This window comes from Geodermatophilus arenarius (genome assembly GCF_042654585.1).
Classification (GTDB): Bacteria; Actinomycetota; Actinomycetes; order Mycobacteriales; family Geodermatophilaceae; genus Geodermatophilus; species Geodermatophilus arenarius.
In genome coordinates, this window is sequence record NZ_JBHSGR010000023.1 from 36,101 (window position 1) to 55,325 (window position 19,225).

Below are 19,225 nucleotides of genomic sequence, written 5' to 3' on the forward strand. Positions count from 1 at the left end.
GGCACATCGCACAACGTCTTCACAGACCTCACATGAGCCTGGTAGGAATCCGCCGTGGCCGTCCCCGACCGACTCGACGTGACGCTGCGGCTGGTGCGCAACGCCGGCCGGGCCTCGCTCGGCGACCTCGCCGCCCGCCTGGGCGTCTCCGAGATGACCGTGCGGCGCGACCTCGACGCGCTGCAGGCCCGCGGCCTCGTCGAGCGCGTCCGGGGCGGCGCGGTCGCCGTCGCGGGGCCGGAGAGCTCCGCGGGCTTCGGCGCGCGGGCCGGCTGGCAGGCCGGGCTCAAGGACCGGATCGGCCGCGCGGCCGCCGCCCTGGTCGAGCCGGGCGCGACGGTGCTGCTCGACGCCGGGACGACGACGGTGCACGTGGCCCGCGCGCTGGCCGACCGGGCGGCCGCGGGCGAGGGACCGTTCACGGTCGCCGTCGTGAGCCTGCCGGTGGCCGACGCGCTGGCCGACCGGCCGGGGATCCGCCTGCTCGTCGTCGGCGGGGAGTCCCGGCCCGGCGAGCGGAGCCTGGCCGGCCCGCTGACCGCCGCGGTGCTGCGGCAGCTCACCTTCGACGTCTTCGTCATGTCGATCGGGGCGGTGAGCGCCGCGGCCGGCTGGTCGGAGTTCACGCTCGAGGACGCCGCGGTCAAGCAGGTCGGGCTCCAGCAGGCCCGCAGCGCGTTCGTCGTCGCCGACGCCTCGAAGCTCGGCGTCCGCGCCTTCGCCTCGGTCGCCCCGCTCGACGCGGTCGGCCGCCTGGTCACGGACGCCAGCGCCCGCGACCCCCAGCTCACCCCCGCGGCGCAGGAGACCCTCGCCGCGCTCGACGACGCCGGCGTGGAGGTCGACCTCGCATGAACGGACAACCCCTGATGATCCTGGTCGCCGGCCCGTACCGCGGGGGCACCGGCGACGACCCGGAGAGGATCGCGGCCAACCACCGGGCCATCCAGCGGGCCTGCCTGGAGCTGTTCCGCGCCGGCCACCTCGCCGTCAACGGGGAGGACCTCGCGCTGCCGCTCGCCGAGCTGGCCGGGTCGACGCGGGTCGGCGACGCCGCCTTCGACGAGGTGTTCCACCCGATGGGCCGGCGGCTGGTCGCCCGCGTCGACGCCGTGCTGCGGCTGCCCGGCGCCTCGGCCGGCTCCGACGAGATGGTCGCGCTGGCCCGCGCCCGCGGCGCCGCGGTCTACACCAGCGTCGACGAGGTGCCGGCGGTGGCCCGGTGACCGGCGTCCTCGGCGTCGACGTCCCCGACGCGCGGGGGCGGACCGGGCTGGACCGGGCCGGGCGCGACCTCACCGGCAACCCCGACGTCGTCGTCCGCGACGTCGAGGTGCTGTCCAGCGCCTGGTACGTGAACCGGCGGACGACGTTCGCCCGCCGCGGCCGCGACGGCGTCTGGCGCACCGAGCAGCGCGAGACCCACGACCGCGGCAACGGCGCGACGGTGCTGCTGTACGACGCCGCCCGCCGCGCCGTGCTGCTCACCCGGCAGTTCCGCTTCCCCGCCTACGTCAACGGCTCCCCCGACGGGATGCTCGTCGAGACCGCCGCCGGGCTGCTCGACGAGCAGGACGCCGAGGCCGCGGTCCGGCGCGAGGCCGAGGAGGAGCTCGGCGTCGCCGTCGGGGCGCTCGTCCGGCTGCCCGACCTGTTCATGAGCCCCGGGTCGGTGACCGAGCGGCTGGCGTTCTTCGCCGGGCCCTACACCCCGGCCGACCGGGTGTCGGCCGGGGGTGGGCTGGCCGAGGAGGGTGAGGACATCGAGGTGCTCGAGCTGCCGTTCGACGAGGCGCTGGCCATGGCCGGCGACGGCCGGATCGCCGACGCCAAGACCGTCCTGCTGCTGCAGTGGGCGGCGCTGCGCGGACCGTTCTCAGCGGGCGCCGCGCTCCCGGGCCAGGGCGACGTAGTGCTCGACCAGTGACGCGTCGTCGACCGCCCCGGGGTTGACCGCCTTCTCCGGCGGCACCCCCTGGAACAACCGCTTGAGCGGCACCTCCAGCCGCTTGCCGGTCCGGGTGTGCGGGACACCGGGGACGACGAGGATCTCGTCGGGCACGTGCCGCGGGCTGGCCGAGCTGCGGATCGCGGCCCGGATGCGGTCGGCGAGCTCGCCGGTGAGCTCGGCGCCGGGCGCCATCTGGACGAACAGCGGCATCCAGTAGCCGCCGTCGCGCTGTTCGACGCCGAGGACGACGCAGTCGGCGACCTCCGGGAAGCTCTCGACGGCGGCGTAGATGTCGGCGGTGCCCATGCGCACGCCGCCGCGGTTGAGGGTGGAGTCCGAGCGGCCGGTGATGACGCAGGTGCCGCGCTCGGTGACCTCCATCCAGTCGCCGTGCCGCCACACCCCCGGCCACGGCTCGAAGTAGGCCTCGCGGTAGCGGCTGCCGTCCGGGTCGTTCCAGAAGTACAGCGGCATCGACGGCATCGGCTCGGTGATCACCAGCTCGCCGAGCTCGCCGGTGACCGGCTCGCCGTCCTCGCCCCACGCCGCCGCGGCGACGCCGAGCATCGGCCGCTGCAGCTCCCCGGCGGTCACCGGCAGCAGCAGCGTGCTGCCGATGAAGCCGGTGGCGACGTCGGTGCCGCCGGAGACCGAGGCGAGGAAGACGTCGCGGCCGACCGCGTCGTAGACCCACTCGAACGCCGAGGCGGGCAGCGGGGAGCCGGTGGACCCGATCGTCCGCAGCGCCGAGAGGTCGTGGGTCTCCCCCGGCCGGATCCCGGCCTTCTCGCACGCGACGAGGTAGCCGGCGCTGGTGCCCAGGTAGGTCAGGCGCGTGCGCGCGGCGAGGGCGAACTGCGCGTCGACCGAGGGGTACGCCGGGGCGCCGTCGTGGACGACCACGGTCGCGCCGCGCAGCAGCGCCGAGGTGGCGATGTTCCACATGATCCAGGCGGTGGAGGCGTACCAGTAGAAGCGGTCGCCGGGGCCGACGTCGCCGTGCAGGCCCAGCTGCTTGTGCTCCTCGAGGACCACGCCGCCGTGCCCGTGCACGATCCCCTTGGGCAGCCCGGTGGTGCCCGACGAGTAGACGATCCACAGCGGGTGGTCGAACGGCAGCGCCTCGAACTCGGGCTCCTGCCGGTCGGCGACGGCGTCGGCCCAGCCCAGCGCGCCGTCGGGCAGCTCGCCGGGGAACAGCCGGGGGACGGCGATCGTCGCCGTCACGGTCGGCAGGGCGGCCCGGAGCTCGGCGACGACGCCGCGCCGGTCGTAGGGCCTCCCGTTGAAGCGGTACCCGTCGACGGCGACCAGCACGGTCGGCTCGATCTGGGCGAACCGGTCGAGCACCGCGCGGGTGCCGAAGTCCGGCGCGCAGGAGGACCACACCGCCCCGATCGACGCCGCGCCGAGGAACGCGACGACCGCCTCGGGGACGTTGGGCAGGTAGCCGGCGACCCGGTCGCCGCGCCGCACGCCCAGCCGGCGCAGGGTCGCGGCGAACGCGCCGACCTGCGCGCGCAGCTCGGCCCAGGAGACCTCGACCGGCTCGGCGTCCTCCGCCACCGCGATGAGCGCGGGGTGCTGGTCGGTGGCGTGCCGCAGCGCCTGCTCCGCGTAGTTGAGGGTGGCGTCCGGGAACCACTCGGCGCCGGGCATCTCCCGCCGGGTGAGCACCCGGTCGTCGGGGACGCCGGGCAGCACGCCGGACCACGCGGCGACGTCGGCCCAGAACTGGTCGAGGTGCTCGACCGACCAGCGCCAGATCGCGTCGTAGTCGGTGGCGTCCAGGTCCAGCCCGCGGCGGGCGGCCACCTCGCGCGCGAAGGCCGCCAGCCGGGTCGCCTCCCGGACCTCCCGGGTGGGCTGCCAGAGCACCGGTGCGGGAGAGGTGTCAGCGGTCACAGCGGCACCCTGCCACTCCTCCCGCGTCCCCGGACCGGGTGGGTCGCCTCACGGGACGTGACCGTCCGGTCCCGTCTCCACCCGATCGGAGGACGGCGTTCGCCTGGCCACTTCTGTGACGGACCGGTTCCAATGAGTGAGCACTGTGTCGGACGACACCGGGGGGAGGTGCGATGGACGAGCGTTCTCCGCTGCCGTGCCGTCGCACCCGCCTGCGCCGGTGGGGCGGCCGCCTGGCGGTCCTCGCCGGGACCGCCGCCGGGATCTGGCTGGCCGGCGCGTCCGCCGCCTCGGCCGACGAGCCCCCGCCCGCCGGCCTGCTGGGCGCGGTCACCGCGCCGGTGGGTCAGGTGGTCGAGTCCGTCACGCAGCCCGTCGTCGCGCCCGTCGCGGACGCGGTCACCCCTGTCGCGGACGCGGTCGCCCCTGTCGCGGACGCGGTCGCGCCCGTCCTGACGCCGGTCGCCGAGGCGGCCGCGCCGGTCACCGCGCCGCTGCGGGACGTCGTCGCGCCGGTCGGCCGGGCCCTCGAGCCGGTGACCGACGTCGTCGCGCCGGTGACGCAGGCGCTGTCCCCGGTGACCGGGGCGCTGCGGCCGGTCCTGGCGCCGGTCACCGAGGCGCTGTCGCCGGTCACCGGGGCCCTGGCGCCGGTGACCGGTGCGCTCCCGCCGGTCCCGGACGTGCCGGCCCCCGTGACCGACGTCCTCGCACCCCCGGCCGCCGGGGTGGTCGACACCCCGGCCGGCGCTCCCGCGGCCGGCGCCGGTGCGCCCGTCGTGGCCGCCCCGGTCGTCCTCGCCCCCGGCACCGACGTCGCGGGCGCGAGGGTCCCCGCCGCGGCCGAGCGGTCCGCGGACGTCACCGGTCCCGCGCCCGCCGCGCCGCCGGTCGCCGTCCCGACGCCGTCCGTGCCGCTCCCCCCGCTCGCGCCCGCCGTCCCCGCGGTGCCGGCCCTGCCGGCGTCCGCGGGCACCGCCTCCGGCACCGCCGGTGCCGACCAGCCCACCGCCGACCTCGGCGCGACCGTCCCCGTCGCGCAGCAGGCGGCCGCCGTGGCGGCCGCTGCCGAGGCCCGGGACGCCGCCGCCGGCGACCCGGTCGACCCCGCCACCTCCCCCGACTGAGGACGCGCCTCCCGGCCACGGGCCGGGCGAGCGCAGTCCCCGCCGTCCCGTCCGGGACGCGGTCCCGTCCTCAGTCAGGAGTCCTCCCATGCACCCCTGGGCCACCCGCGCCGTGCGCGTGGCACTGATGACCGGCGGCCTGCTGGCCGCCGGCACCGGTGTCGCCGCCGCGTCCGACGACCTCGACGTGACGGTGCCGGTCACCGTCACCGACAACGCGCTCGGTGTCCTCGACACCGGCACCCCGATCGGCGGGCTGGAGCTGCCCGCCGTCTCGCAGGACCTCTCCCTCGACGTGGGCCCGGTCGACGTCTCGGTGCCCGTGACGATCGGCGGCAACGACGCCTCGGTCGCCGGCGGCACCGCCACGCAGGAGCCGGCCGCGCCCGCCCCGGGCAGCACCGACCCGGCCGACGTCGTCGTGCCGGTGACCGTCGTCGGCAACGGGATCGGCGTGCTCGGCGACGCCGCCGCCGAGGGCACCGCACCTGCCGCTCCCGAGGGCGCGGTGACCGTGCCGGTCACCGTCTGCGGCAACGGCGTCGGCGTGCTGGGCGACGCGCTCGGGGGCTGCACCGCCACGGAGCCGGCTCCCGCCCCCGTCGACGGTGGCCCGCTCGGCGACCTGCTCGACGTCGACGTCCCGGTCTCCGCCTGCGGCAACGGCGTCGGCGTGCTCGGCGACGCCGCCGGGGAGTGCACCCCCGCGGTGCCGACCGGGAACCCCGGCACCGGGGCCGACGGCGGCCTGCTCGACGTCGACCTGCCGGTCACCGTCTGCGGCAACGGCGTCGGCCTGCTGGGCGACGCGCTCGGCGGGTGCTCCTCCGAGGGCACGGAGGGCCCCGGCGGCCCCGGTTCCGGGGACGACGGCTCCGACGGCGGCACCGACGTCGACGTGCCGGTGACCGTCTGCGGCGCGGGCCTGGGCCTGCTCGGCGACGCCCTCGGCGACTGCACGCCGCCGACCCGGCCGGTGGACCCGACCGACCCCACGGACCCGACCGACCCGGCGGACCCCACGGACCCGACCGACCCGCAGCACCCGGGCGCGCCGCAGGACTGCCCGGGCCACGGCACGGGCCACGGCACGGGTGACGGCACGGGCCACGACCGGGGTCACGGCCCGGGGAACGCCTGGGCCCACGGGGCCACCCGCCCGGCGTCGGCGGCCGGCTCCTGGACGGCCGGCTCCTGGACGGCGTCCGACCGCTCCGCGGGCACCGGGGAGCTCGCCTACACCGGCACCGAGACGGTCACCGCCCTCGGCGCGGCCCTGCTGGCCCTCGCACTGGGGACCGGGCTGACCCTCGCCGGCCGGCGTCGTCGCGAGGACGCCGTCTGACCGGCACCGGCTGACCGCCCTCCGCAAGCCCGGCCGGCAGCGCCGCCGGCCGGGTCCGCGGACGGGCGCGTCCGCGAGCACCTCTGCCACGATCCCGTCGTGACCGAGCCGGAGCCGGGGACCGAACGCAACGTGCTGGGCGGTCCCCTCGACCCCTGCGGCACCGAGCCGCTGACCGGCTTCTACCGCGACGGGTCCTGCCGCACGGGCCCGGACGACGCGGGCAGCCACACGGTGTGCGCCGTCGTCTCCCGCGAGTTCCTCGCCCTGCAGCGCGAGCTCGGGAACGACCTCACGACCCCGCGGCCGGAGTTCGGGTTCCCCGGGCTGCGGCCCGGCGACCGCTGGTGCGTCGTCGCCACCCGCTGGCTGCAGGCCTACCGTGCCGGCGCCGCGGCCGGGGTGGTCCTCGCGGCCACGAACGCGCGGTCGCTGGAGGTCGTGCCGCTCGCCGCGCTGCGGCAGCACGCCGTCGACGTCCCCGACGACATCAGCGACCTGGAATGAGCCCGGCACCCCGCGCGCTGGTGCTGTCGACCCGCCCGGCCCGCGAGGAGTGCCCGTGACCGACCTGCTCGACCTGCCCGTCTCGACCCTCCGGGGCGAGGACACCACGCTCGGCGCGCTCACCGGCCGCCGTCCGGCCCTGGTGGTCAACGTGGCCAGCCGCTGCGGCCTGACCCCGCAGTACACCGGGCTGGAGGAGCTGCAGCGGGAGTACGGCCCGCGCGGGTTCACCGTCGTCGGCGTGCCGTGCAACCAGTTCGCCGGGCAGGAGCCGGGCAGCGCCGAGGAGATCGAGTCCTTCTGCTCGGCCACGTACGGCGTCACCTTCCCGATGACGGGGAAGGTCGACGTCAACGGCGAGGGCGCACACCCGGTCTACCAGCGGCTCACCGAGGCCCCCGACGCCGCCGGTGAGGCCGGGCCGGTGCGGTGGAACTTCGAGAAGTTCCTGGTCGACGGCGACGGTGCGGTCGTCGCGCGGTTCCGCCCGACGACCGAGCCGGGCGCGCCGGAGGTCCGGACGGCGATCGAGGCGCTGCTCGCCGGCTGACCCGGGGCCGCTCCGGCGGCGGATGCCGGGGTCGCGCGGGCGGGGCAGCATCGGGCCATGGCCGACCTGCACTTCTACTTCGACCCGGTGTGCCCGTTCGCGTGGCTGACCAGCCGGTGGGTGCGCACCGTCGCGTCCCGGCGCGAGTACGACGTCGACTGGCGGTTCATCTCGCTGCGCCTGCTCAACGCGCACGTCGACTACGACGCCCACTTCCCGCCCGAGTACGAGGCCGGCCACACCGCGGGGCTGCGACTGCTGCGCGTGGCCGCCCGCACCCGCGAGGAGCACGGCCGCGCGGCGGTGGGCACGCTCTACGAGGCCCTCGGCCGGCGGGTCTTCGAGACCGAGCCCGACCGGCCCGGCACGGCCGGCGAGCGCGGCACGCGGGCCTACCTCGAGCCGGTGCTGGAGCGCGCCGGGCTGCCGGCCGACCTCGCCGACGCCCTCGACGACGACCGCTGGGACGACACGATCCGGGCCGAGACCGACGAGGCGCTGGCGCTCACCGGCAAGGACGTCGGGACGCCGATCCTGCACTTCGAGCCGCCCGGGGGCGTCGCCTTCTTCGGCCCGGTCATCAGCCGGCTGCCCGCCGACGACGACGCGGTCGAGCTCTGGGACGCCGTCGTCCGCCTGGCCCGCTTCCCCGGTTTCGCCGAGCTCAAGCGCAGCCTGCGCGAGCGCCCGCAGCTCCTCGCCGCGGGGGTGCAGCCGGACGAGGTCGGGGTACAGGAGGACTGGCACGGCGGGAGCCGCCGCACGAAACGGTGAGCGTGACCCGCACCGGAGCGGGTACTAAGGTGAGCCTTGCCTGATCTCGACCCGTCCGGAGCTGCCCGGTGTCCGTCCCCAGCGTCACCCGCGCTCCCGCGGCGACCCGGGCCACCCCGGCGCGCCCGGCAGGGACCGCCCGGACGCGGCGCCGCGTGCTCGGCCTGGCCGGGCTCCTGGTCCTCGTGGTCGCCGCCTGCGCGGCCAGCATCGCGATCGGCACCCGCCCGCTCGGCCTGGGCACCGTGTGGGAGGTCCTCACCGACCGCTCGCTGCGGACCGAGGAGGCGGTCATCGTCTGGGACCTGCGGGTCCCGCGCACCGTGCTCGGGCTCCTGGTCGGGGCGTCGCTCGGGGTCGCCGGCGCCCTGATGCAGGGCCACACCCGCAACCCGCTGGGCGACCCCGGCCTGCTGGGCGTCACCGCCGGCGCCTCCTTCGCCGTGGTCCTGGCCATCGCGCTGCTGGGGATCAGCACGCCGTCGGGGTACGTGTGGTTCGCCTTCGCGGGGGCGCTGGCCGGGACGGTCGCCGTGTACGTCCTGGGCGCGGCCGGCCGCGGCGGGGCCACCCCGGTCACCCTCGCCCTGGCCGGCTCCACGCTGTCCGCGCTGCTGTACGCCCTCGTGCGCGCCGTGCTGGTCAGCGACTCGAACTCGCTGGACGCCTTCCGCTTCTGGGTGGTCGGCGCGCTGGCCGGCCGCGGCGCCGACATCGCCTGGCAGGTGCTGCCCTTCGTCGTCGCCGGCCTGGTGCTCGCCCTGCTCAACGCGCCCGCCCTGGACCTGCTCGGCATGGGCGAGGACGTGGCCCGCGGCCTCGGCCAGCGGGTGTGGCTGGCCCGCGCCGTCGGCCTGGTGGCCATCACGCTGCTGGCCGGCGCCGCGACGGCGGCCTGCGGGCCGATCGCCTTCGTCGGGCTGGTGGTCCCGCACGCCGTCCGGGCGTTCACCGGGCCGGCGCACCGGTGGCTGGTCCCCTGCGCGGCGCTGGCCGGGGCGTTCCTGCTGCTGACCGCCGACGTCGTCGGCCGGGTGATCGCGCGTCCCGGCGAGGTGCAGGTCGGCATCGTGCTCGCCCTGCTCGGCGGGCCGTTCTTCATCGCGCTCGTGCGCCGGCGGCGGAGCGCGACGCTGTGAGGGCCGCCGCGTGACCGCCACCGTCGACACCATCCGCGAGACGACCCCGCCCGACCCCGGCGGGCGCGCGGCCGGCCGCGCGGTCGTCCTGCGCCACGGGCCGGTGTCGGTGCGGTTCCGGTGGCGGTCGGTCGTCGTGCCGCTGGTCGCGCTGGCCGTCGTCGTGCTGCTCGGGGCGGTCGCGCTGGGCCGGGGCGACTACCCGATCGCGGTCACCGACGTGCTGCGCACGCTCGTCGGAGCCGGCGAGCAGGGCCAGCGGTTCGTCGTGCTGGAGCTGCGGGCGCCACGGGTCGTCGTCGGCGCGCTGGTCGGGCTGGCGCTCGGCGTGGCCGGCGCCCTGTTCCAGACCTTCGCGCGCAACCCCCTGGCCTCACCGGACATCCTGGGGATCACCTCGGGGGCCTCGGTGGGCGCCGTCGTCGCGATTGTCGCCACCGGCACCTCGTCGGCCGGCGCGGTCCTCGGCGGCGTCGGCGTCCCGCTCGCGGCCCTCGCCGGGGCGCTGGGGGCCGGGCTGCTGCTGTTCCTGCTGGCCTACCGGTCCGGCGTCGACGGCTACCGGCTGGTCCTCGTCGGCGTCGCGGTGTCCTCGATCTCGCTGGCGGTGGTCGACTGGCTGCTCACCCGGGCGGCCATCTACGACGCCGCGGCCGCCTACGTCTGGATCGTCGGCTCGCTCAACGCCCGCACCTGGGGCCAGGCCGTGCCGCTGGCCGTGGCCCTCGCGGTGCTGGTGCCGCTGGCCCTCGCGGCGGGGCGGGTGCTCGGCGTGCTGCAGTTCGGTGACGACACCGCGCGCGGGCTGGGCGTCCGCCTGGCCGCGGCGCAGGCCGCCGTCGTCCTCGTCGCGGTCGTGCTGGTCGCCGCGTCGGTCTCGGCGGCCGGGCCGATCACGTTCGTCGCGCTGGTCGTCCCGCAGATCGCCGTCCGGCTGACCGGCGGCTCGCGCCCGCCCCTGCTGGCCTCGGGCCTGCTCGGCGCGGCGCTGGTCGTGCTGGCCGACCTGCTCACGCGCACCGTCCTGCCCGAGGCCCTGCCGGTGGGCATCCTCACCGCCGTCGTCGGCGCCCCGTACCTGCTCTGGCTGCTCGTCCGCGGGAGGCGGACCATCGCATGACGACTCCCACCACCGACGCGCCCCCGGTGCCCGCCGCCGCCGGCGAGGGCCGGGTGCGCCTGGCGGCCGAGGGGCTGCGCCTGGCCTACGACGACCGCGTCGTCGTCGACGGGCTGGACCTCGCGCTCACCGACGGCTCGTTCACCGCCATCGTCGGGCCGAACGGCTGCGGCAAGTCCACGCTGCTGCGGGCGCTGGGCCGGCTGCTGCGCCCGGCGGCGGGTCAGGTGCTGCTCGACGGCCGGGCGATCGCCAGGACGCCGACCCGCGAGGTCGCCCGCGTACTCGGGCTGCTGCCGCAGACGCCGGTGGCCCCCTCGGGGCTCACCGTCGCCGACCTCGTGGCCCGCGGCCGCCACCCGCACCAGAGCTGGCTGCGGCAGTGGTCGACCGAGGACGAGGCGGTCGTCGCCGAGGCGCTGACCTGGACCGACATGGGCGACCTCGCCGACCGTCCGGTGGACGAGCTCTCCGGCGGCCAGCGGCAGCGGGCCTGGATCTCCATGGCGCTCGCCCAGGGCACCGACCTGATCCTGCTCGACGAGCCGACGACCTACCTGGACCTGTCGCACCAGATCGACGTCCTGGAGCTCGTGGCGCGGCTGCACGCCGAGCGGGGACGGACGGTCGTCGTCGTGCTGCACGACCTCAACCTCGCCGCCCGCTACGCGCAGCGGCTGGTGGCCATGCGCGACGGCGTCCTGGTCTCCTCCGGCACGCCGCACGAGGTGCTCACCGAGCAACTGCTCGCCGACGTCTTCGACCTCGAGGCCCGCGTGGTGCCCGACCCGGTGGCCGGCACCCCGATGGTCGTCCCGGTCCGACGGCTCCCCCGGTGAGCTGATGGAGCGGCCCCGCTGCAGGGGCCCGCCGCGAGCGTGCGAGCGGTGGGGGGGGCAGCGGGGTCCTCCCTCAGTTCTCGGCGCGGCCCTCGCGCCAGTAGCCCATGAAGGCCACCGAGCGCCGGTCGACGCCGAGGTCGCCGACCAGGCGGCGGCGCAGCTGCTTGACCATCCCGGCCTCGCCGGCCAGCCAGGCGTAGCAGCCCGCCCCGGCCGCGGGGTCCTCGGGGACCTCCCACAGCAGGCCGGTGTCGAGGTCGACGTCCTCGGGAGTGGGCGCCGGCGCGGCGCAGATCCCCAGGTCCACCAGGGCGGCGTGCACCGCGGGTACCAGCAGCTCGCCGCGGGGGCGGTCGGCGCGGGCCAGCCAGCGCACCTGCACGCCCTCGGGCAGCCGCAGGTCCTGCAGGTCCCCGGCCTCGGGCACCTCGAGGACGGCGACGGCGCGGCGGCCGGGCGGCAGCGCCTCGAGGATCGCGCCGACGGCGGGCACCGCGGTCTCGTCGCCGGCGAGCAGCAGGCAGGAGGCCGTGGCCGGCGGTGCCCACTCGACGCCCCACGCGCGGCCGCGGCCGGGACGGTCGGGGCCCATGAGCACCATCGGGTCGCCCGGGCGGGCCTGCGCGGCCCAGGTGGCGGCCGGGCCGGCGTGCCCGTCGGCGACACCGTGCAGGACGACGTCGAGGTCGACCTCGGACCGCTCGGGGCGGGCCGCGCGCACGGTGTAGGTGCGCAGGACCGGTCGCCGCTCCTCGGCCAGCGCGCAGTAGGCGGGGTACCACTCGGCGCCGGCGGCCTGCAGCTCGGCCAGCGCGGTCGGGTCGGGGGCGAGGACGAGCTTGACCCGCTGGTCGTCCCCGGCCACGCCGAAGCCCTCGAGCTGCGGGCCGGTGAGCGTGATCCGCACCATCGACGGACCGAGGGAGCGGACGCGGGCGACGACGGTCTCGAAGAACAGCCACTGCGGCAGCTCGGCCACCGCCGCTGCCGGGGCCTCGGTCGTCGTCACGCGGGTCTCCGCTCCGCTCGGGGACGGCCCCTGCGGACCGCTTGTAAGGCAAGGCTAACCTCCCCTCGCCCGCAGGGGGAAGCCCCCTGCCCGAACCGGAGGAGGACCCCCGGTGTCCCGACCCCCGCGCCTGCTCGGCGCCTCCCTCGCGCTGGCGGCCCTGCTCGCCGCGAGCGCCTGCGCCGGATCCGGCACCGACGACGAGGCGGAGGCCGCGACGGGAGGCTGGTCGTTCACCGACGACGTCGGCACCACCGTCGAGCTCGACGCCGCGCCGGAGCGGGTGGCCGGCCTGAACGACGTCGCGTCGTCGCTGTGGAACCTCGGCATCGAGCCGGTGGCCACCTTCGGCCAGACCTCGGCCGCCGACGACGTCCAGTTCGAGGGCCGCGACCTCGACGGCGTGGAGATCGCCGGCGAGAGCTACGGGCAGATCGACCTCGAGGCGCTGGCCGCCGCCGACCCCGACCTGATCGTCACCACCGTCTACCCGGTGGACTCCGAGGGGACGCTGGACGACACCCAGCCCCTGTACGGCTTCGAGTCGCTGGAGCAGCAGGAGCAGGTCGCGCGGATCGCGCCGGTCGTGGCGATCGCCTGGCGCGGCTCGGCCGCCGACGTCATCGAGCGCACCGCCGAGCTCGCGGAGGCCCTCGGTGCGGACGTGGACGGCGACGAGGTGAGCGCGGCCCGGCAGGACTACGAGGACGCCTCCGCGGCGCTCACCGAGGCCGCGTCCTCCGGGGTCACCGTGCTGCCGGTGGCCGCCTACCCGGACGAGGGCTTCTACGTGGCGAAGGCCAACGACGACCCGTCGCTGCGCCTGTACCAGGACCTCGGCGTGCAGTTCGTCGACCCGGGCGGCGACGGCTACTTCTGGCAGACCGCGAGCTGGGAGCAGGTGCCGCAGTACCGCAGCGACGTGATCCTCTACTCGCTGCGCGGCGCGATGACCCCCGAGGAGATGGCCGGCCAGCCGACCTACGGTCTGCTGCCGGCCGCGCAGGCGCAGCAGGTGTACCCGTGGGAGTACGTCGGCATGGACTACGCCGCCCAGGCCCGCTACATGGAGCGCCTGGCCGGCTGGCTGGCCGACTCCGACAAGGTGTCCTGAGGCGCGAGCGGCGCCGGCGTCTCGGGGACGGGCGCCGGCGCCGGGGTCGGCCGCGCGGCGGTGCGGGCGGTCTGGGCGAGCGCGATGCCGCCGAGCACCACCAACCCGCCGGCCACCTGCCAGCCGGTGAGCACCTGCTCCACCCACAGCCAGGCGACGACCGAGGCGAACACCGGCTCGACGGTGGCGACCAGCCCGGCCGTCGTCGGCGGCAGGTGGCGCAGCGCGGCGATCGACAGCCAGAACGGCGTGATCGCCCCGAGGACGACGATCCAGGCCACGAGCACCCACAGCGGCAGCTGCGCCGAGCCGAGCGAGACCGGCACCCGCTCCCCCAGCACGCCGGCGCCGAACGACGCGGTGAACGGGGCGACGACCGCCCAGAACAGCGCGGCGGCGACGAACGTCCAGGTGGTGAGCGCGACCGGGTCGCGGGTGGCCGTCCCGCGCTCGCCCATGAGGTAGTAGGTCGCCAGGCAGACGGCGGCGGCCAGGCCCGCGGCGACGCCGAGCGGGTCCAGCGAGCCGCCGCCCTCCCACACCTGCGCGACGAGGACCAGCCCGGACAGCGACAGCGCCAGCGCCACCCAGATCCGGGGGCGCACGGGTTCCCGGCGCACCAGCCGGACCCACAGCGCGATCCCGACCGGCGCGGTCATCTCGAAGACCAGCGCGATGCCGACGGGCAGCCGGCCGATGGCCACGTAGTAGAGGAACTGCGTGAGCGCGACGCCGACCACGCCGAACACCGCGAGGAAGGGCACCTCGCGCCAGGTGAGCCGCAGCCGCCGCGGGGAGACGAGCGCCAGCGCGGCCAGCAGGCCGACCGCCGCCCCGCCGCAGCGCATCGCCGTCAGCCAGGTGGGCGGGACGCCGGCCTGCAGCGCGAGCGTGGAGACGGTGCCGTTGACGGCGAACAGCCCCGCCGCCGCCACGGTGGTCAGGTAGCCGATGGCTGGGCGGCGGGTGTGCGGCACCCGTCCGAGCGTAGTGGTCGTCGAGTCGTACGCCACCTACCGACGCGTCACTGGGCGTACGCCGGGTCCATCCACACGACCTCCCAGACGTGGCCGTCCGGGTCGGTGAAGCTCGAGCCGTACAGGAATCCGTGGTCCTGCGGCGGCATCCACTTGTCCCCGCCGGCACCGAGGGCCCGCTCGACCATCGCGTCGACCTCCTCGCGGCTGTCGCACGACAGCGCGTACAGCGCCGCCGTCCCCTGCCGCGGGTCGGCGATCCGCGTGCCCTCGGGGACGAAGCCGGCCATCTTCCCGCGGCTCAGCAGCTGCAGGCGGATCGTGTCGCTGACGACCACCGAGACCGACTCCTCGTCGCTGAACTGCTCGTCCACCGTGAACCCGAGGGCGGTGTAGAAGGCCCGGCCGGCCGCCACGTCGGCCACCGGCAGGTTGAGGAAGACCATGCGCACGGTCGCGCTCCCGTCGTCCGGGGCCCTCGGCCCGGGCCCGTCGAGGGGGGAGACGGCGCGGCCGGGCGGAACTCATCGGCCGCGCGTGGCTCCCGGGGAGGGCGGGCACCCTCGACGGCGTGACCGAACCCCGCCCCCCGTGGTCCCGACGGCGCCGCCGCCTGCTCCTCTGGCTGGGCGCGGGGGCCGTCGTCGGCGGGGTCGGGGCGCTCGTGCTGCCCGCGGAGTTCGGTGTCACCGCGGCCTACCTCGGGGCGCTGTGCGCGTTCCTGCTGGTCGCGGCGGCGGTGGTCTTCGTCGCCTTCCCCGGGCCGGACACCGCCGGCGCGCTGCTGCGGTCGACGCCGGTGGCCGGCGCGGTCCTCGTGGTGGGGGTCCTGATCTCGCTGTCGGCGGAGGGGCAGCCGCTGTGGTGGGTGGCCGCGGGAGTGGGCGCGGTGTGGCTGGTCTCCGCGCTGTGGCTGGCCCGCTCCGGCTGACCCGCGGGAGGGCCCCGACTCCGGCCGGGCGAGACTGCGGGACGTGCACCTGCCCTCCGCCTGCTACCTCCCGGACGGCGACGGCTACGTCGCTACCGCGCTGACCATCGGGCCGTGGGACCCGGGCCTCCAGCACGCCGGGCCACCGGCGGCGCTGCTCGCCCGCGAGGTCGAGCGCACCGGCGGCATCCCCGGCGGGCAGACGGTGCGGCTGGCCTACGACGTCCTCGGGCCGGTGCCGGTGGGACCGGTGCGGGTGGAGGCGCGGGTGCTGCGCCCGGGCCGGCGGATCGAGCTGGTGGAGGCCACGCTCACCGCGGGCGGGCGCACGGCGATGCGGGTGACCGCCTGGCGGATGCGCAGCCGCGACGCGGCGGACACCGCCACGCCCCCGCAGCCGGCCGCCGTCGGCCCGGAGGACGCCCGCCCGGCGGTGTTCGACGTGTTCCGCGAGGAGGTCGCCTACCACCGCGCGCTGGACTGGCGGGAGGCGTCGGGCTCGCTCACCGGCACCGGGCCGGCCGCGGCCTGGACCCGGCCGCTGTGCGCGCTGGTCGAGGGCGAGCCGATGACGCCGCTGGAGCACCTGCTGGTCATGACCGACGCGGCCAGCGGCATCTCCGCCGAGCTCCCGTGGGACCGGGCGACCTTCGCCAACGTCGACCTCGTCGTCGCGCTGTTCCGGCAGCCGGCGGGCGAGTGGCTGGGCATGGACGCGACGACGACGATCGGGCCCGGCGGCGTCGGGCAGTGCTCGGCCGAGCTGCACGACACCACGGGGCGGATCGGCCGCTCGGTCGCCTCGCTGTTCGTCGAGCCGAGGTAGCGGCAACTCCGAGCCGCACCGGGTTGGATGGGCACCGACCCCCACGAGCCACCGGAGGACCGGATCCCGCATGGCACCGTTCACCGACCTGCTCGACTGGCTGGCCGGCCGCGGCCTGGAGATCGTACTGATCATCCTGGGCTCGGTCCTGGTGGCCCGGTTCGTCAGCTGGGTGGGCGACCGGATCACCAGCCGCATCGACGCCCGCTCCACCGGGGGTGACGTGCTGGTCCGCTCCGAGGCGGCCAAGCACCGGCACTCGCTCACCCAGGTCGTCACCTGGACGCTCATCGTGATGGTCTACGCGGTGGCGGCGTTCTACGTGCTCGACCGCCTCGGCGTGCCGGTCACCGGCCTGGTCGCCCCGGCCACCGTGCTCGGCGTGGGGCTCGGCTTCGGCGCGCAGCGGATCGTCGGCGACGTCCTGGCCGGGTTCTTCCTCATCACCGAGCGGCAGTACGGCTTCGGCGACGTCGTCTCGATCCAGGTGGTCGGCGGCGGCGACCCGGCCGACGGCACCGTCGAGGACGTCACGCTGCGGATCACCCGGCTGCGCTCGGCCGACGGCGAGGTGGTCACCATCCCGAACGGGCAGATCGTCAAGGTGGTCAACCTGTCCCGCGACTGGGCGCGCGCGGTGGTCGACGTCCCGGTGCCGACGACGGCCGACGTCACGCGGGTCAACGAGATCCTCCGCGAGGTGGGCCGGCAGGCCTTCGCCGACCCCGACCTGCGCCGCCTGCTGCTCGACGAGCCGAGCGTGATGGGCGTCGAGAGCATCGACCTCGAGCAGGTCAACGTGCGGGTGGTCGCCCGCACGCTGCCCGGCCGGCAGTTCGAGGTGAGCCGCGACCTGCGCGCCCGGATCGTGCTGGCCTTCGGCCACGCCGGCCTCAACGTGACCCCGGAGCCGGCACCCGCACCGGCGCCCGCCCCGGTCCGGCAGGGGGCGCAGCAGTGACCGTCCCGGGCGCGCCGCGTCCCGAGGAGACCGGCGGCGGCGACCCCGCCGGCCGCGGCCGCTTCGGCCTGTCGAACGTCTTCCGCCGCTCACCCGGGCACATCGGCCGGGCGCGCACCTCGACGCTGGTGCTGGCCGCGCTCTTCGTGGGCCTGGGCGTGCTCTACCTGTACGTGAAGCCGCCGGACCCGGCGACCGTCCCGGCCGGCGGCACGACGGAGGTCACCACGCCGGCGCCCGCGCCCGCGCCGGAGACGACGGCACCCCCGACGACTCCCGAGCCGGAGCCGACGACGCCGGAGGAGACGACGACGCCCGAGGAGACGACGGCGCCGACGCCGGTCCCGACGACCACCGCGCCGGCTCCCCCGACCCTGCCGACGACGACCACCCCGCGGACGACGGAGCCCGCGACGGAGACGCCGACGACGCAGCAGCCGCCGTCCCCCGCCGAGGAGCCCCCGCCGACGACGGACACCACCCCGACCACCTGACGCGGCGCGTGGACAGCCGATGTGAACGACGGTTAACGTCCGGGGCGGAGATCCCACACAGGAGGCACAACATGGCGGTGGCCGCGCCGGAGTCGTCGCGCGCCCGGCACGAGGACCTGGTCGCCGAGCTGCGCGAGCGGCTGGCCCGGCGCGCGCTCGGCGGCTCCGAGGCCGCCCGCGCCCGGCACGTCGAGCGCGGCAAGCTGCTCCCCCGCGACCGCGTCGCGCACCTGCTCGACCCCGGCAGCCCGTTCCTCGAGCTCTCGCCGCTGGCCGCCGAGGACATGTACGACGGCGACTCCCCCGGCGCCGGGATCATCACCGGCATCGGCCGGGTCGCGGGCCGCCCGTGCGTCGTCGTCGCCAACGACGCCACGGTCAAGGGCGGCACCTACTACCCGGTGACGGTGAAGAAGCACCTGCGGGCGCAGGAGGTGGCGCTGCAGAACCGGCTGCCGTGCGTCTACCTCGTCGACTCCGGCGGCGCGTTCCTGCCGATGCAGGACGAGGTCTTCCCCGACCGCGAGCACTTCGGCCGGATCTTCTTCAACCAGGCCACGATGAGCGCCCGCGGCATCCCGCAGGTGGCCGCCGTCCTCGGCTCCTGCACCGCCGGCGGCGCGTACGTGCCGGCGATGGCCGACGAGTCGGTGATCGTCCGCGAGCAGGGCACGATCTTCCTGGGCGGGCCGCCGCTGGTGAAGGCCGCCACCGGCGAGGTGGTCAGCGCCGAGGACCTCGGCGGCGGCGACCTGCACAGCCGCGTCTCCGGCGTCACCGACCACCTGGCCGACGACGACGAGCACGCGCTGGAGATCGTCCGCGGCATCGTGTCCACGCTGGCCCCGCCCGCGCCGCCGGCCTGGGAGGTGGCCCCGCCGCGGGACGCCGTCCGCCCGCAGACCGACCTCTACGACCTGGTGCCGGTCGACCCCCGCACGCCCTACGACGTCCGCGACGTCGTCACCACGCTGGTCGACGGCGGCGAGCACCAGGAGTTCAAGGCCCTCTACGGGCCCACGCTGGTGACCACCTTCGCCCGGCTGCACGGGCACCCGGTCGGCATCGTCGCCAACAACGGCGTGCTGTTCGGGGAGTCCGCGCTCAAGGGCGCGCACTTCGTCCAGCTCTGCGACCAGCGGCGCATCCCGCTGCTGTTCCTGCAGAACATCACCGGGTTCATGGTCGGCCGCGACTACGAGGCCGGCGGCATCGCCAAGCACGGCGCCAAGATGGTCACCGCCGTCGCCTGCGCCCGGGTGCCCAAGCTGACCGTCGTCATCGGCGGGTCCTACGGCGCGGGCAACTACTCGATGTGCGGCCGGGCCTACTCCCCCCGCTTCCTGTGGATGTGGCCCAACGCCCGCATCTCGGTGATGGGCGGCGAGCAGGCCGCGTCGGTGCTGGCCACCGTCCGCCGCGACGGGCTGGCCGCCCGCGGCACCGACTGGCCCGCCGAGGAGGAGGAGGCGTTCAAGGCGCCGATCCGCGGCCAGTACGAGGCCCAGGGCAACCCCTACTACTCGACGGCGCGGCTGTGGGACGACGGCGTCCTCGACCCCGCCGACACCCGCACCGTCCTCGGCCTGGCGCTGTCCGCGTGCGCGCAGGCCCCCCTCGACGACGTCGCCTACGGCGTCTTCCGGATGTGAC

21 protein-coding genes are annotated in these 19,225 nt (G+C 76.5%); 17 read left to right on the forward strand and 4 right to left on the reverse strand.

The genetic code is table 11. The features are described from left to right. The first annotated feature begins 54 nt into the window (after positions 1-54). Genes ACFO3M_RS18585 through ACFO3M_RS18595 form a run of 3 tightly spaced genes read left to right on the forward strand, consistent with a single transcriptional unit; the run spans position 55 to position 1,927 of the window. On the forward strand, positions 55-855 hold the full coding sequence (locus tag ACFO3M_RS18585; RefSeq protein ID WP_387992265.1) for a DeoR/GlpR family DNA-binding transcription regulator: 801 nt from the start codon (positions 55-57) through the stop codon (positions 853-855). Further along, a complete protein-coding gene (locus tag ACFO3M_RS18590; protein ID WP_387992268.1) occupies positions 852-1,226 on the forward strand; it encodes a DUF4406 domain-containing protein in 375 nt (124 codons plus the stop codon). Before ACFO3M_RS18585 ends, ACFO3M_RS18590 begins: the two co-directional genes overlap by 4 nt. After that, entirely contained in the window at positions 1,223-1,927 is a 705-nt protein-coding gene (locus tag ACFO3M_RS18595) for an NUDIX domain-containing protein (RefSeq protein ID WP_387992271.1), read from the forward strand. The genes ACFO3M_RS18590 and ACFO3M_RS18595 overlap by 4 nt, the downstream gene beginning before the upstream one ends. On the opposite strand, the gene ACFO3M_RS18600 is transcribed toward ACFO3M_RS18595, so the two are convergent. Then, on the reverse strand, positions 1,877-3,856 hold the full coding sequence (locus tag ACFO3M_RS18600; RefSeq protein ID WP_387992274.1) for an acetoacetate--CoA ligase: 1,980 nt from the start codon (positions 3,854-3,856) through the stop codon (positions 1,877-1,879). The genes ACFO3M_RS18595 and ACFO3M_RS18600 overlap by 51 nt on opposite strands. A 173-nt stretch (positions 3,857-4,029) precedes the next feature. On the opposite strand from ACFO3M_RS18600, the gene ACFO3M_RS18605 reads away from it, so the two are divergent. From ACFO3M_RS18605 to ACFO3M_RS18640, 8 genes are all read left to right on the forward strand, one after another. Further along, positions 4,030-4,983 (forward strand): hypothetical protein, encoded by a 954-nt coding sequence (locus ACFO3M_RS18605; RefSeq protein WP_387992277.1) that lies wholly within the window; start codon positions 4,030-4,032, stop codon positions 4,981-4,983. A gap of 88 nt (positions 4,984-5,071) precedes the next feature. Further along, positions 5,072-6,328 carry a hypothetical protein gene (locus tag ACFO3M_RS18610; RefSeq protein WP_387992280.1) on the forward strand — a complete coding sequence of 419 codons (1,257 nt, stop codon included), beginning with the start codon at positions 5,072-5,074 and terminating at the stop codon, positions 6,326-6,328. 99 nt (positions 6,329-6,427) lie between these two features. Beyond that, entirely contained in the window at positions 6,428-6,835 is a 408-nt protein-coding gene (locus tag ACFO3M_RS18615; protein ID WP_387992283.1) for a DUF2237 family protein, read from the forward strand. A 55-nt stretch (positions 6,836-6,890) separates the two neighbouring features. Continuing rightward, positions 6,891-7,385 (forward strand): glutathione peroxidase, encoded by a 495-nt coding sequence (locus ACFO3M_RS18620; protein ID WP_387992286.1) that lies wholly within the window; start codon positions 6,891-6,893, stop codon positions 7,383-7,385. A gap of 57 nt (positions 7,386-7,442) precedes the next feature. Beyond that, positions 7,443-8,159, forward strand: coding sequence for a DsbA family protein (locus ACFO3M_RS18625; protein ID WP_387992289.1), 717 nt, complete (start codon positions 7,443-7,445; stop codon positions 8,157-8,159). Between the two features lie 68 nt (positions 8,160-8,227). Beyond that, positions 8,228-9,298: a FecCD family ABC transporter permease gene (locus tag ACFO3M_RS18630; protein ID WP_387992292.1), complete on the forward strand. Its 1,071-nt coding sequence runs from the start codon at positions 8,228-8,230 to the stop codon at positions 9,296-9,298. Between the two features lie 10 nt (positions 9,299-9,308). Further along, positions 9,309-10,418 (forward strand): FecCD family ABC transporter permease, encoded by a 1,110-nt coding sequence (locus tag ACFO3M_RS18635; RefSeq protein ID WP_387992295.1) that lies wholly within the window; start codon positions 9,309-9,311, stop codon positions 10,416-10,418. Beyond that, positions 10,415-11,257 (forward strand): ABC transporter ATP-binding protein, encoded by an 843-nt coding sequence (locus ACFO3M_RS18640; RefSeq protein ID WP_387992298.1) that lies wholly within the window; start codon positions 10,415-10,417, stop codon positions 11,255-11,257. The genes ACFO3M_RS18635 and ACFO3M_RS18640 overlap by 4 nt, the downstream gene beginning before the upstream one ends. A gap of 73 nt (positions 11,258-11,330) precedes the next feature. On the opposite strand, the gene ACFO3M_RS18645 is transcribed toward ACFO3M_RS18640, so the two are convergent. Continuing rightward, positions 11,331-12,269: a siderophore-interacting protein gene (locus ACFO3M_RS18645; RefSeq protein WP_387992301.1), complete on the reverse strand. Its 939-nt coding sequence runs from the start codon at positions 12,267-12,269 to the stop codon at positions 11,331-11,333. A 112-nt stretch (positions 12,270-12,381) separates the two neighbouring features. On the opposite strand from ACFO3M_RS18645, the gene ACFO3M_RS18650 reads away from it, so the two are divergent. Next, complete coding sequence (locus tag ACFO3M_RS18650; RefSeq protein WP_387992304.1) at positions 12,382-13,383, forward strand: ABC transporter substrate-binding protein; 1,002 nt, start codon at positions 12,382-12,384, stop codon at positions 13,381-13,383. Here ACFO3M_RS18650 and ACFO3M_RS18655 read toward each other — a convergent pair. Together ACFO3M_RS18655 and ACFO3M_RS18660 are read right to left on the reverse strand one after the other, a co-directional pair. Then, entirely contained in the window at positions 13,332-14,360 is a 1,029-nt protein-coding gene (locus ACFO3M_RS18655; RefSeq protein WP_387992307.1) for an EamA family transporter, read from the reverse strand. The two genes, ACFO3M_RS18650 and ACFO3M_RS18655, sit on opposite strands and share 52 nt — an antisense overlap. 47 nt (positions 14,361-14,407) lie before the next feature. Beyond that, positions 14,408-14,806, reverse strand: a complete 399-nt coding sequence (locus tag ACFO3M_RS18660; protein WP_387992426.1) for a VOC family protein — start codon at positions 14,804-14,806, stop codon at positions 14,408-14,410. Between the two features lie 125 nt (positions 14,807-14,931). Between ACFO3M_RS18660 and ACFO3M_RS18665 the strand changes: the two genes are divergently transcribed. The 5 genes from ACFO3M_RS18665 to ACFO3M_RS18685 all read left to right on the forward strand — a co-directional run bounded on the left by ACFO3M_RS18665 (position 14,932) and on the right by ACFO3M_RS18685 (position 19,224). After that, a complete protein-coding gene (locus ACFO3M_RS18665; protein ID WP_387992310.1) occupies positions 14,932-15,291 on the forward strand; it encodes a hypothetical protein in 360 nt (119 codons plus the stop codon). A gap of 43 nt (positions 15,292-15,334) precedes the next feature. Next, complete coding sequence (locus ACFO3M_RS18670; RefSeq protein WP_387992313.1) at positions 15,335-16,117, forward strand: thioesterase family protein; 783 nt, start codon at positions 15,335-15,337, stop codon at positions 16,115-16,117. A gap of 70 nt (positions 16,118-16,187) precedes the next feature. Further along, positions 16,188-17,078 (forward strand): mechanosensitive ion channel family protein, encoded by an 891-nt coding sequence (locus tag ACFO3M_RS18675; protein ID WP_387992316.1) that lies wholly within the window; start codon positions 16,188-16,190, stop codon positions 17,076-17,078. Then, a complete protein-coding gene (locus ACFO3M_RS18680; protein WP_387992319.1) occupies positions 17,075-17,572 on the forward strand; it encodes a hypothetical protein in 498 nt (165 codons plus the stop codon). Before ACFO3M_RS18675 ends, ACFO3M_RS18680 begins: the two co-directional genes overlap by 4 nt. 71 nt (positions 17,573-17,643) lie before the next feature. Then, entirely contained in the window at positions 17,644-19,224 is a 1,581-nt protein-coding gene (locus tag ACFO3M_RS18685) for a carboxyl transferase domain-containing protein (RefSeq protein ID WP_387992322.1), read from the forward strand. Position 19,225: the final 1 nt, after the last annotated feature.

Excerpts from the sequence above, each read along its gene's own strand:
- ACFO3M_RS18605 (WP_387992277.1), top strand. The coding sequence starts at position 4,030 with ATGGACGAGCGTTCTCCGCTGCCGTGCCGTCGCACCCGCCTGCGCCGG.
- ACFO3M_RS18590 (WP_387992268.1), top strand. The coding sequence starts at position 852 with ATGAACGGACAACCCCTGATGATCCTGGTCGCCGGCCCGTACCGCGGG.
- ACFO3M_RS18675 (WP_387992316.1), top strand. The coding sequence starts at position 16,188 with ATGGCACCGTTCACCGACCTGCTCGACTGGCTGGCCGGCCGCGGCCTG.
- ACFO3M_RS18625 (WP_387992289.1), top strand. The coding sequence starts at position 7,443 with ATGGCCGACCTGCACTTCTACTTCGACCCGGTGTGCCCGTTCGCGTGG.
- ACFO3M_RS18610 (WP_387992280.1), top strand. The coding sequence starts at position 5,072 with ATGCACCCCTGGGCCACCCGCGCCGTGCGCGTGGCACTGATGACCGGC.
- ACFO3M_RS18685 (WP_387992322.1), top strand. The coding sequence starts at position 17,644 with ATGGCGGTGGCCGCGCCGGAGTCGTCGCGCGCCCGGCACGAGGACCTG.
- ACFO3M_RS18640 (WP_387992298.1), top strand. The coding sequence starts at position 10,415 with ATGACGACTCCCACCACCGACGCGCCCCCGGTGCCCGCCGCCGCCGGC.
- ACFO3M_RS18660 (WP_387992426.1), bottom strand. The coding sequence starts at position 14,806 with ATGGTCTTCCTCAACCTGCCGGTGGCCGACGTGGCGGCCGGCCGGGCC.